At 63.7% G+C, this 12,047-nt stretch carries 12 protein-coding genes; all 12 read right to left on the reverse strand.

The genetic code is table 11. The features are described from left to right. Positions 1 to 353: 353 nt before the first annotated feature. The gene (locus DVDV_RS11000) at positions 354 to 1,064 is read right to left on the reverse strand and encodes a hypothetical protein (protein WP_075354714.1); all 711 of its coding nucleotides are present in this window, start codon (positions 1,062 to 1,064) and stop codon (positions 354 to 356) included. A 21-nt stretch (positions 1,065 to 1,085) separates the two neighbouring features. Next, complete coding sequence (locus DVDV_RS22780) at positions 1,086 to 1,235, reverse strand: hypothetical protein (protein ID WP_175577096.1); 150 nt, start codon at positions 1,233 to 1,235, stop codon at positions 1,086 to 1,088. Between the two features lie 120 nt (positions 1,236 to 1,355). After that, complete coding sequence (locus DVDV_RS11005) at positions 1,356 to 2,225, reverse strand: hypothetical protein (RefSeq protein WP_075354715.1); 870 nt, start codon at positions 2,223 to 2,225, stop codon at positions 1,356 to 1,358. Positions 2,226 to 2,229: 4 nt separating this feature from the next. Continuing rightward, positions 2,230 to 2,505 carry an HU family DNA-binding protein gene (locus tag DVDV_RS11010; RefSeq protein WP_024826291.1) on the reverse strand — a complete coding sequence of 92 codons (276 nt, stop codon included), beginning with the start codon at positions 2,503 to 2,505 and terminating at the stop codon, positions 2,230 to 2,232. A 112-nt stretch (positions 2,506 to 2,617) separates the two neighbouring features. Continuing rightward, the gene (locus DVDV_RS11015) at positions 2,618 to 3,448 is read right to left on the reverse strand and encodes a MinD/ParA family protein (protein WP_075354716.1); all 831 of its coding nucleotides are present in this window, start codon (positions 3,446 to 3,448) and stop codon (positions 2,618 to 2,620) included. A gap of 8 nt (positions 3,449 to 3,456) precedes the next feature. Continuing rightward, positions 3,457 to 4,326, reverse strand: a complete 870-nt coding sequence (locus DVDV_RS11020; protein ID WP_075354717.1) for a GGDEF domain-containing protein — start codon at positions 4,324 to 4,326, stop codon at positions 3,457 to 3,459. Then, a protein-coding gene (gene prfB, locus DVDV_RS11025) for a peptide chain release factor 2 (RefSeq protein ID WP_175577097.1) occupies positions 4,313 to 5,423 on the reverse strand; the annotation gives its coding sequence in 2 pieces (ribosomal slippage) (positions 4,313 to 5,347 and positions 5,349 to 5,423; 1,110 coding nt in all). The genes DVDV_RS11020 and prfB overlap by 14 nt, the downstream gene beginning before the upstream one ends. Positions 5,424 to 5,443: 20 nt before the next feature. Continuing rightward, positions 5,444 to 6,970 (reverse strand): apolipoprotein N-acyltransferase, encoded by a 1,527-nt coding sequence (lnt, locus tag DVDV_RS11030; RefSeq protein ID WP_083634750.1) that lies wholly within the window; start codon positions 6,968 to 6,970, stop codon positions 5,444 to 5,446. Positions 6,971 to 7,177: 207 nt separating this feature from the next. After that, positions 7,178 to 7,996 (reverse strand): hemolysin family protein, encoded by an 819-nt coding sequence (locus tag DVDV_RS11035; RefSeq protein WP_075354719.1) that lies wholly within the window; start codon positions 7,994 to 7,996, stop codon positions 7,178 to 7,180. Between the two features lie 140 nt (positions 7,997 to 8,136). Beyond that, entirely contained in the window at positions 8,137 to 9,219 is a 1,083-nt protein-coding gene (locus DVDV_RS11040) for a hypothetical protein (RefSeq protein WP_075354724.1), read from the reverse strand. A gap of 7 nt (positions 9,220 to 9,226) precedes the next feature. Further along, positions 9,227 to 11,122 (reverse strand): tRNA uridine-5-carboxymethylaminomethyl(34) synthesis enzyme MnmG, encoded by a 1,896-nt coding sequence (mnmG, locus tag DVDV_RS11045; RefSeq protein WP_075354720.1) that lies wholly within the window; start codon positions 11,120 to 11,122, stop codon positions 9,227 to 9,229. 134 nt (positions 11,123 to 11,256) lie between these two features. After that, a complete protein-coding gene (locus tag DVDV_RS11050; protein WP_075354721.1) occupies positions 11,257 to 11,913 on the reverse strand; it encodes a class I SAM-dependent methyltransferase in 657 nt (218 codons plus the stop codon). Positions 11,914 to 12,047: the final 134 nt, after the last annotated feature.

Below are 12,047 nucleotides of genomic sequence, written 5' to 3' on the forward strand. Positions count from 1 at the left end.
CGATGATTGCTCAGGCCAATTTCGCAAAAGCGAAGAAGGTCGATAAAGAGTGGCAAGATCTCGTTCTAATACCGCGAAAGCCTTTCAGCAACCACAGTTGCTTCGGTGGCCAGGGGCCTGAGGCACCCGGACCAAATGAGTGGAGGGCGGGCGACCTTACCGAGACAGTGGATGGGAGCGAGAAAAAAATCTCATCAGTTGGGCGATGTTACTGCAGTGAACACTTGATGGGAAGCGACGTTTATTGGGATTGCAGCATAATGAAAGAGGCGGCCAAAGGGTGTTTCCCTTTGGCCGCCTTTACCGTGTGAGCAGGCAGTGTTTGATGGCTGCCGCAACGGCCCGGTGCCGGGCTATTCGAAGAGCTTTTTGATGTCCGGGTCGGCCGGGAAGGTCTCATCCAGATTGATGACCTCGGCCTTGAAGGTGCCGTTCGGGGTCCAGGTGAAATCCGCTGCGCCGGGCAGGGCGAGCAGGTCCAGGCGGTTGACGGTCTTGCCCCGGGTATAGGCCCTGGCCCACAGGGTCTTGCCCCCGGGACCGGCCTTGCCGGCGTTGCCGGCATTGATGCCGCTGCCAAGGAGCACATCCAGGGCATCCGGGTGGGCGGTCAGGAAGGCCTCTTCGTCCATCATGCCCAGGCCGCTGAGGCCGATGACCAGCTTGGCCTTGGTGCGAAGCTCCCTGGCCGCCTTGGCCACGGCGTCGCCGATGGCTGGCGGGGCCGGTTTGGTCAGATCCGGCGGCGGCGGGAAAAAGACAATGCCGATGGTCGTGCCGGCCGCCTCGACTACCGTGGTCCGCGGCGTGGTGTCGGCCACGGTGAACCCGGCCGGAATCGGAGCCTGGGCGCTTTTGAGATAAGCGGCCTCGTCCGGGAGCAGGGCCCCGGCCGTATAGCCGGTAAGCGTCAGGGCCTGGCTGATGGCCGGCAGCCGGCGTGCGTCAGGCCTTCTGTCCGGTCCGTCGGGGAGAATTTCAAAGGGAGCGCCAAGAACCAGGGTGCGTTCGCGGCCGGCTTCCGTTGCGCGAAGGGATTTGATGAAGGTGGCCCGCCGGGCCAACCCGCCAACGAGCTTGCCGCCTCAGGACGGGCAGGGCTCGTAGTTGCCGTAGGTGTTGCCGGAAAGGACCAGGGTCAGGACCGGCTCCTGGGCATGTACCGGCAGGGCGGCGCAAAGGGCCAGGATAAGGGCCGAAACGGCCGCCTGGACAGGGCGGAAAAGCATGTTCACGGGGTTTCGCCTCAAGGGGGGTTGGCGGTTGGCGAACACGGGCGCGGGCGACCGGATTCTTAAAAGAGCAATCCGGTCGATGCCGACAGCAGGTTGGCGGGCGCGGGCCACGCCGCTGGATTATTTGAGAAGGGCCTCAACCGCCGCATCCTGGGGAAAATTTTCGTCCAGGGGATCGACCTTGGCTGTGAAGTTTTCGCCGATTTTCCAGGTAAAGCCCGGTTTTCCGGGCAGAGCCGTCAAATCCAGGCGATTGATCGTTTTGCCCTTGATGTAGGCCCGGGTCCACAGGGTGCGGCTGTCCTTGGAGAGCCGGGAGGCAAAACCCGAACCGCCGCCGCTGCCAAGCAGCACGTCAACGGCTCCGCTCCTGGTGTTGATGAAGGCTTCCTCGTCAATGGCTCCCCAGGGGCTCACGCCGACCACCAGGGCGACCTTGCCCCGCAGCTCGGAAGCGGCTTTGGCCGTGGCGTCCATGAGTTTGTCCGGCACCACGGCGCTTATGTCCTTGGGCATGGGGAAATAGACCAGCCCGATCGTCTGGCCGCCCACGTTGACCACGCGGGTCACCGGGGCGTCGCCGAGCAGTTGGGCTCCCTTGGGTAGGGCGGCCTTGCGCTCGGACAGGATGGCCATTTCCTGGGGGGTCACAGCCATGGCGTCATAGGCCAGACGCTCATGGGCCTTGGCCACGACCGGCAATTTGTCGGGTTCCGGCGGCGCGGCCGAGACTTCGGGGGCAAATTCCCACGGTCCGGCCACAGCCAGCAGCTTGCCGGCGGTGGGGCCGCTTTTGCGCAGGTTCTCCACAGCCGTGGCCCGTCGGGCCAGGCCGCCGAGCTTCTGCGGACCGCAGGTGGGGCACGGGTCAAAATAGCCGTAGGTGTTGCCGGCGTAGAGAATGGTCAGGACCGGGTCGGCGGCAAAGGCCGCAACCCCGGTTGCTGTCGTCAGAACCAGGGCCAGAAGCAGGGAAGTCAGTGTTGGCATAGGGTCACTTGTTGAGATATTCCTTGAGTTCTTTGCCGGGACGGAAGAACGGCAGTTTTTTGGGAGCCACGGTGACCACGTCGCCGGACTTGGGATTGCGCCCGGTGTAGCCCTTGTACCCCTTGATCTTGAAGCTGCCAAAGCCCCGTATTTCCACACGGTCTTCGTTAATCAGCGCCTGTTTGACGGAGTCGACAAAGGCATTGACGATGTCGGCGGCTTCGTCGATGTGCAAGCCTTTGGTTTCGGCCAGGGTCTTGATGAGTTCGCTTTTGTTCATCGCGTGGTCCTCGCGCTGTTGACGGTTGGCCGATGCCCGCCTGATGGCGGGTGGTGATCAATCGTCCATCTATTTCATACCATTGCCGAAAAAAACCGGTCCCCGTCAAGGCTTACTTGCGAATTACCGGTATTTTTCCGAGAACCGGGCCGGCGATGAGGGCCTCGCGTCGCTGTTGGCGCACCCTGTGGAGCTTGACGGCACCGCCGATAATGTCCTGGGCGGCCTGGCAGCGAGGAGCATGGCGTAAAAGCGGAATCTGGCGGCGCACGGCGTCGGGCACGGCCGGATCGGAGTGCACGCCGCCGATAAGGACCGGCGTGAAGCCCAGGAAATGGCTGCAGGCGGCCGAGAGGCGGTTGAAGGTGGCCTGGGTGTCGGCCGGGCTTTCCACCTGATTGACGAGCACGTGGAAGTCGGAAACGCCGTACTGGGTGTGGAGCACCTTGATGACGGCGTAGGAGTCGGTCAGGGATGTGGGTTCGGGAGTGACGACCAGGACGCGCACCTGGCTCATGGCGGCGACCGATAAAACGGTCTGGGAAATGCCGGCCCCAAGATCGAGCATGAGGTAGTCGTAGCTGCCAAACACGGCGTTGAGCTTGTCAAAAAGCACTTCGCGCATGTCATCGTCCATTTCGAGCAGTTCGGGCACGCCGCTGGCTGCCGGCAGAAAGTCGAAGCCGCCCGGTTCCACGGCCAGCATCACGTCCTGGGCCTGCACGTCGGGGCGGAAAAGGTCCTGGAGGTTTTTTTCCGGGGACAGGCCAAGCAGCACGTCCACGTTGGCCAGGCCGACATCGAAGTCCATCAAAAGGACGCGATGGCCGGCCCGGAACAAGGCGTAACTCAGATTGAGGGCCAGATTGGTTTTTCCCACGCCGCCCTTGCCGCTTAATATGGCCACGGCCAGAGTGGCGTTGGGATTAGGGACTTGGGACATAGGCCGTGTCATCCTTTTATTGATCCGGTAAAGAGGAAGCGTTTTTCGTCGGCGCGCACCAGGGTCTTTTCCGGCGGCGCGGTCAGATCGGCGATGGGGGCGCTGTGGAGCCGGTCCTTGCCTTGGGCCTTGGCCGTATAGAGCGCGTCGTCAGCCATGGCGTAGAGCTTTTCCCAGGTGATGGCCAGCTTGCCCTTAGTGCAGGCGATGCCGGCCGAGATGGTGACCCGAAGCGGCATGTCCACGCCGTCGCAGATGATGCGAAGCGACCGGGCCGACTCGATGAGCCGCTCGATGACGCCCTCGGCCCGCACCAGCCCGACGCCGGGCAGGATCAGGGCGAATTCCTCGCCGCCAATACGGGCCGCGTAGTCATAGGTCCGCTTTTCAGCGGCCAACAGCGCGCCCATGGTGGCGATCACCCGGTCGCCGCAAGGGTGGCCGTAGGTGTCGTTGACCAGCTTGAAATCGTCGAGGTCGATCAAAACCAGGGCCAGGGACTGGCCGGAACGGGCCGAACGGATCAGTTCGGCCGCCAGGATGCGCTCGAAGGCTCCCCGGTTGTGGAGCTTGGTCAGGGGGTCGTGCTCGGAAAGAAAAACAAGGTCTTTGAGCGTCTGCTGGATACGGGTCAGATAGGGAAACGGATTGGCGGACAGGGGCAGGGCCATCCAGTCGCGCAGATCCCGGCGGTTGCGCAGGCTTTCCCACTCGGGAAGGGTCAACCCCGAGCACAGGCGCATGATGACCAGCCCGTCGCCCTCGACGGCGCAGTCCGGTTTGTCCACCGTCGCCAGCATCCGACGCAGGGCGTCGAGTTCGGCCAGCAGGGCCTCGTCCGGAAAATCCGACGAACAGTCGGTATCAGCGGGTTTCATTGCCGACGCTAAGGAGGAAGCCGCGGATGAATTTGTCCAGTTCGCCGTCCAGCACCGCTTCGACGTCTCCGGCATCAACGCCGGTGCGATGGTCTTTGACCAGTCGGTAAGGCTGCATGGTGTAGGTCCTTATCTGGGAACCGAAGCCAATGGCGTTTTTGGAATCGTAGTTTTCCTGCTTTTCGGCCTGGATCTTTTTCAGTTCCAGATCGTAGAGCCGGGCCTTTAACACCTTCATGGCCGATTCTCGGTTGCGGTGCTGCGACTTCTCGTTTTGGCACTGCACCACGATATTGGTGGGGAGGTGCGTGATGCGGATCGCCGACGAGGTCTTGTTGACGTGCTGGCCGCCGGGACCCGAGGCCCGGAACACATCAACGCGCAGGTCGTCATCCTTGATGTCGATATCAATGTCTACTCCAGCATCGGGGTAGACGTCTACTGAGGCAAACGACGTATGGCGTCGTCCCGAGGAATCAAAAGGCGAAATACGGATCAGGCGGTGGATGCCTTTTTCCGCAGCCAACAGACCGTAGGCATAGGGGCCGGAAATCTGCAGGGTGACGCTTTTGACGCCAGCCTCGTCGCCGGGTAGGAAATCGAGCAGCGAGACGGTGAACTGCTTGCGCTCGGCCCAGCGGCGGTACATGCGCAGGAGCATTTCGGCCCAGTCCTGGGCTTCGGTGCCGCCGGCCCCGGGGTGGATTTCCAAAATGGCGTCGGCATTGTCTTCGGGACCGAAAAAAGCGGCCAGTTCGGCATCGGCCAATTCGGCCCGCAGGGATTCGATCTGCTCGGCCAGGGCGTCAAGGACTTCAGGGCTGTCGTCGTCCTTGGCCATGCCCAGCCATTCATCGAGATCGGCCTTGGCGGCAAGCAAACGCTCTCCGTCGCCGACCTTGCCGGCCAGCACGCTTTTTTCCCGCAAAACCGGGGTCAGGCGTTCGGGATTGTCCCAGGCGCCGGGTTTGGACAATTCGGCCTCAATGGCGGCCAGGCGTTCTCGGCTTTTGTCCAGGTCAAAGACGCCTCCAGAGTTCCTCGAATTTCTCCAAAAGTTCCGTACCCTGGCTGCGCAGTTCCGAATATTGCAACATGATGTCGTAATCGCTTGGTTTTAAAGGGTTAAGCTGCCGGGACGGATTTTGGCCCGGCGCACGGGCAAGCCCAGGGCGGCCAGGCCCAGGGCAGCAAATAAAACGGGAATGCCCCAGGTAATGAGGGTATTGTGGCGGTGAAACCAGGTCGTTTCCGACATGATGGGCACCTCCGGACAGGGCAGGGTCAGCGCCGTGAAAAGGCCGCCCTGGGCTATGATGCGGCCCCGTGGGTCGATCACGGCGGAAATGCCCGTGTTGGTGCCGCGGATGAGCGAGCGTCCCTGTTCCACGGCCCGCAGGAGCGCCAGATCGAGGTGCTGGTGCGGAGCCGCCGAATCGCCGAACCAGGCGTCGTTGGAGATGTTGACCAGGACATTGGCCCCGGCCGCCACCCGCTTTTGCGCAAGTTCCGGAAAGATTGCCTCATAACAAATGAGCGTGCCCAGGGCAAGGCTGCCATGGGCCAGGGGGGCGTCGGTCCGGCCCGGCCGGAAGTCGCCCACGCCTTCGACGAGCTTGCCGATAAAGGGAAAGTAGTCGCCCAGGGGCACATACTCGCCAAAGGGCACAAGATGCACCTTGTCGTAGGCCGCGGTTTCCCCGGATGGGGCAAGCAGATAGGCCCGGTTATAGAGGACGTGGCCGCCGAGTGAGCGTTCGTAGGCCGGCGCGCCGAAAACCAGCGGGACGGCCGCCTGGGCGGCAAACTCCCGGATGCGTTGGGCCAGCGGGCCGCCGTCCTGGTAGAAAAAGGGCATGGATGTCTCGGGCCAGATGAGCAAATCCGTGGGCGTGTGGGCAATGGCCTGCCGGGACAGCTCCAGATACTTCGTAACCGTCTCGTCCTCGGCCTCGGGAGCCCATTTCCGGCTCTGGTCCACATTGCCCTGGACAATGGTCACATGGGCCGCGCCATCCTTGGCCAGCGGTTCGTCCAGGCGGCGGTTGCCCAGGAAGAAAAGGGCCATGGCGAGCACAATGACGGCCAGGCCGGGACGGGAAAACGGGCCGTAGACGGCCAGGGCGGCGGCCAGGCCGGCGAAAAGGCCGGACAGGCCGTAAGCGCCGAGAAAAGCCGCTCCCTGGACAGCCGCCGGCCAGGGAGAGAAGGCAGCGGCCAGGGTGAGCCAGGGGAATCCGGTAAAAAGCAGGCCCCGGGCCGCTTCCATGACGGTCCAGGCGGCGGCGCAGTATGGGATGAAAAGCCAGGGAGGCAGCCGCTGCGCGCCCAGGCGCAGGGCCAGGGCCAGGGCGGCGGTGTACAGGCCAAGGACCAGCCCCATGAGAACGGGGACGGGCAGGGCCAGGACCCAGGGCAATCCCCCGAAATCGTGAATGGGCAGGCAGGTCCAATAGAGGCTGGCGCTGGCCGACAACGCGCCGATCCAGTAGGCGGCCCTGGCCGCAGCCCGGGTTGTTGGCGCGTACACGGCCACGTAGGCCAGGGCGGCGGGCAGCAGCAGGACGAGAAAGGGCAGACGATACACAGGATTGGCCAGCCCGAGCCAGGCTCCGGCAACGGCCAGTATGGCGGCTATGGTCACGGTGCTTCTTTTCGAAACCATCGAGGGTTGCAGATTCGGGGTGGGGCCGGCGGCAATACCTTCGGCCCGGGCGGGACCGAATATGGCCGAGCCCGCAGCCAACTGCAAGCCGAATCCGGTCCGGAGGCGCACTGCCTGCGGCCTGCCGACGGCATCAGAAACGGCAGGCCGCAGACCCCGGCCTTTGTCGGTTGCAGCCGCCCCGGGTCAGTCGGCGGTCGGCTCGATGACAATCCAGCGGATTTGCCGGCGGTCGGCTTCGCGGATGGTGAAGCGGCGTCCTTCCAGGGTAAAGGCGTCGCCCTGGCGCGGCACCCGGCCGGCCAGTTCGGTGAGAAAGCCGCCGATGGTCTCCACCTGCTCCGATTCGAGCGTCAGGCCCAGTGAGGTGTTGAGATCTTCAAGCATGTAGCGCCCGGAGACGAGGTAGACGTCCTGGCGCAGTTCCTTGATTTCCTCGGGTTTGCTCGGGTCGTGTTCGTCCTCGATCTCGCCGACGATCTCTTCGAGCACGTCTTCCAGGGTCAAAAGCCCGGAAGTGCCGCCGTATTCGTCCAGGGCCACGGCCATGTGCTTTTTCTGGCTGCGAAATTCCAGCAACATTTTCTTGAGATCAAGGGTTTCGGGAACAAAAAGAGCCTCGCGCATGACGGCGCGCGGGTCGGGAGTCTCGCTGCAGGCCGGCAGCATCTGGCTGAGGATATCCTTGGCGTAGAGCACACCGAGAATATTGTCCCGGTTGCCCTCGTAGACCGGGATGCGCGAATGTCCGTGTTTTTTGATCAGCGCGCACACGGCTTCAAGGCCGTCGTCGATCTCGGCGCAGACAATGTCCGGGCGGGGCACCATGATGTCGGACACCTGCTTGCTTTCCAGCCGCAGAATGTTGAGCAGCATGGAGGCGTCTTCCTGGATGATGGAGCCTTCCGCCTTGGCTTCAAGAATCAATTCTTCGATGGAAATGCTTTTTTGGCGGAAAAACTTGGTCAGGGCATTCCAAAACCGACCATCGGAATCGTCGTCCAACCTGGTCCTCCTTGGCGGGCCGTGTCGTCACGCAGCGGCAGGCGCGCAATAGTCTGTGTTATGCGTCGTTTCCGTGACAATCCTTGAAAAAAACAACAAGAGGCTAACAAAGAACCAAAAGCGCGTCCATGCCCGGGAGGCTACTCGCCGCGCTGGCGGTAGATGGCCAGATGCCGGCGAAAGGCCCAGTCGTCCAGGGCCGGCACCCCGGAGGCGGCGGGTTTCCAGGATAAGACTTCGCCGGGAGTGTCGCCCGGGACGGCGAAGCTCATGATCCGAAATCCCATGGCCACCAGTCCCACGGCCTGCGGGTTGCCATAGATGTTTTGCAGGCGCAGGGCCAGATGAAATTCCATGGGTTGTTCGGCTTCGGGTTCGGCCAACAGCAACCGGATGATGAACCGGGAACCGGGTTCGATCAGCCGGTGGTTGATGCGATAGGCTTCATGCTGGAGTTCCAGGCGCAGGCCGCCGCCGGAGAGGTTGCGCACTTCGATGTCCGGGGTTTCGAGCCTGGGGTCAAACCGCAACAGCGGACGTCCCCAGGTGGTCGGATCGCCGAAGCGGCCCCGGATATTTTTAATGGTGGTCTCGTGCCACAGTTCCAGTTCCAGGATGCAGGAGCGGGGCGGCTCCACCCGCAAAAAGCCGCGCTTCTGTTCCAGTTCGAGCCGATGCGGCCAGCCCACGGTCATGTGGATGAACTCGTCGCCGGCCTTGTTGACGGAAACGATGGGGGCCACGAAATTATAAAAGCTGTGCAGGTCCTTGTGGGGATCAAGGCGGAGTCGGAAATCGCAGGCCACGAGTTTGCCCACCCAGGTGGTGTTGGCGCGCACCAGCGAGGTCATCTCCAGTTCGATGCCGCGTCCGGGCGAGGCGGCCAGGATGGTGGCGTCGGTGGAGCGGGCGCCGGGGTCGTCGCGCACAAAGCTCACCCGGATCTTGCTGCGCTGGGTAATCGCCGTATCCACCAGGGCGCGGATTTCGCCGGGCTCGGTGATCCAGGTGGAGGGTTTGATGTCGCCAGGCCGATAGTGGCTTTTGGCCATCAATCCGACGGCGATGAGGATGAAAAACGTGCCAAACATGGCCGCCATGAGAAGCAGCGCTTCCGGGGATGCATGTCCGCTATTGGTGGCGTCAAGCATCCTGTCCCACCAGCCGGGATCAAAGAGGCTCATAAAGGCCGGAAGATCGTCAAAACCCCTGAAATACGCCATGAATAAGTCATAAGCCATCCCCACGGCGGACACAAGGGGGCTCCCCCTCCCTCTGGCGCTTTTTGAGATGAATTTCCAGGCAGGCCACGGCCGCCGGCGTCACCCCGGAAATCCGTCCGGCCTGCGCCAGGGTGTGCGGGGCCACCCGGGCGAGCTTTTCCACCACCTCCCGGGACAGGCCGGAAACCGCCTCATAATCCAGGTCCGGCGGCAGGGCCACGGTCTCATGGCGGCCCATACGGCCGGCCAATTCCTCCTGGCGCTTGAGGTAGCCTTCATATTTGATGCGGGTTTCAGTTTCCACCGCCGCCTGCTGCTCGAGTTGCGCCAACTCGGGCCAGAAACGGACCAGATCGGGCAGGGTGACGTCCGGGCGGCGCAGGAGTTCGTCCAGGCGCAGGCTGCGGTCAGCCGGCCGGCCGCCCAGGGCGGCCCAGGCGTCGTCGTCGCAGTCCCCGGGCCGCACTCGGCGCTCGGCCAGACCGGCCAGGACGGCGGCAATGGCCGCTTCCTTGCGACAAAAAATATCCCATTGGGCCTCGCCGACCAGACCCAGGTCCCGACCCAGGGCGGTCAGGCGGGCGTCGGCGTTGCCCTCGCGCAATAGCAGCCGATGCTCGGCCCGGGAGGTGAACATGCGGTAGGGTTCGGTCGTTCCCTTGGTGACCAGATCGTCGACCAGAACGGCCATGTAGGCCTGGTCGCGGCGCAGGAGAAAGGGCGGCCGGCCGGCCAGGGCGCAATAGGCGTTCAGCGCCGCCCAAAGGCCCTGGGCCGCTGCTTCTTCGTAGCCGGACGTGCCGTTGATCTGCCCGGCCAGATAGAGTCCGGCCAGGGCCTTGGTCTCCAGCGTAGGCTTTAATTGAACCGGGTCGGCGTAGTCGTATTCGATGGCATAGCCCGGCCGCACGATCCGGGCGTTTTCCAGGCCCGGTATGGTGGCGATCATGGCCTTCTGGGTTTCGATGGGCAGGCTGGTGGAGATGCCGTTGGGGTAGATCTCGGGATTATCCAACCCTTCCGGCTCCAGAAAAACATGATGCCGGTCGCGTTCGGGAAACCGGGCCACCTTGTCTTCCACCGACGGACAGTAGCGCGCTCCCGTGCCCTCAATGACGCCGGTAAACAGCGGCGAACGGTCGAATCCGGCCCGGATGGCGGCGTGGGTGGCCTCGTTGGTATGGGTCAGGTAGCAGGGAACCTGCGGCAGGACCGGTCCGGGGCCGTGGAAACTGAAGCCCGGCGGCGGGGTGTCGCCGGGTTGGGGTTCGGTCTTGGAGAAGTCGATGCTTTTGGCCAAAAGCCGCGGAGTGGTGCCGGTCTTGAGCCGGCCCAGGGCCAGGCCGTGGCGGGCCAGACTGGCCGAGAGTCCGTCGGAGGGCGGATCGCCGAGCCGGCCGCCGCGCAGTTGGGTCAGGCCAATGTGAATGAGGCCGCCGAGAAACGTGCCGGTGGTGACCAGCACGGCCCGGCCGGCAAAGACCTCGCCCGAGGCGACCCGCACGCCGCACACCCGTCCGTTCTCGGCCAGGATGTCTTCCGCACTGTCCTGGCGCACGGCCAGATTGTCCTGGGCGAAGACGTCGCGCTTGACCACCCGCATATAGGCGTCGCGGTCGATCTGGGCCCGGGTGGCCCGCACGGCCGGTCCCTTGCTGGTATTGAGCGTGCGGAATTGGATGCCGGCTGCATCGGCCCAAAGGCCCATGCGCCCGCCCAAAGCGTCGATCTCGCGGACCATATGGCCCTTGGCCAGGCCGCCGATGGCCGGGTTGCAGGACAGGTGGCCGATGCGGTCCACGTTTTGCGTCAGGAGCAGGGTGGCCAGGCCCAGCCGGGCCGCGGCCATGGCCGCCTCGCACCCGGCATGGCCGGCCCCGATGACGATGAGATCGAAAGTCATGAACTGGAGCCTCCAAAAGAAAAGAACGCAAGAGAAACAGGGGCGCTGCCCCTGCACCCCGCCGGGGGGGATAATCCCCCCGGACCCCCTTGATGGGGGGACAGAGCCTGAAAACGTGTTGCGTAAGCAAAGTTTTAGGCAATCAAAGAGGGCTTTTGGCCAAGGCAGCACAACCAGCCCTGGTCGGTCTCTTCATGGACGGCGACGTCCTCGAAACCGGCGGTGGTGAAGAGGTCCCGGAACTGGATCGGGCTCAAGTAGGCCATGGGCACGAGTGCCAGCCATTTTTGGTTGCGGGCGTCGAATTTGGGGGTGTCGTAGACCTCGGCCAAGAGCAGGAAACGACCGCCGGGGCGCAGCACGCGCCGCACTTCGTGCAGATCCGCGGCGAGGTTGGGCCAGAAATAGTGCGTCTCCACGGCCGTGGCCAGATGGAAGGTGGCGTCGGGATAGGGCAGGGCCGAAACCGAGGCCCGGCGCACGTCCATGCGTCCCTGGGCAATGGTTTGGGCATTGTACCGCCGGGACAGGGCCACGCTTTTTTCCGAGGCGTCGATGCCGCAGATGCGTCCTTTGGGGGCGAGCGTAGCCAGCCGGGCCAGGGTCCGCCCGCCGCCGCAGCCGATGTCGAGCACGTCGTTGTCCGGGGCGATAGGCACATGGGACAGGCCCCAGCCGGTCAGCTCGAAATGGCTGCGGTTCATGCGCCGGCCGATATATTCGCCAAGGATGCCACCGGGCCGGCGGCACTGCTCCATCAAGAGCTTTTTCCAGGCGCGCTTCACGTTCATTGCGACCTCTTAGCACCTGCCCCGTTGCCGGGGGTCGGGGGCTATACTCTCCCCGACCGTCGGAACAGGCGGTGGTTCCCGTCACGTGTCTGCCGCGGCTTCCCTGGCCACAGCAGAACAGACTGTCGACCAAC

Origin of the sequence: Desulfovibrio sp. DV, from assembly GCF_001936595.1 — a bacterium.
In the GTDB taxonomy this organism is placed as follows: Bacteria; Desulfobacterota; Desulfovibrionia; order Desulfovibrionales; family Desulfovibrionaceae; genus Solidesulfovibrio.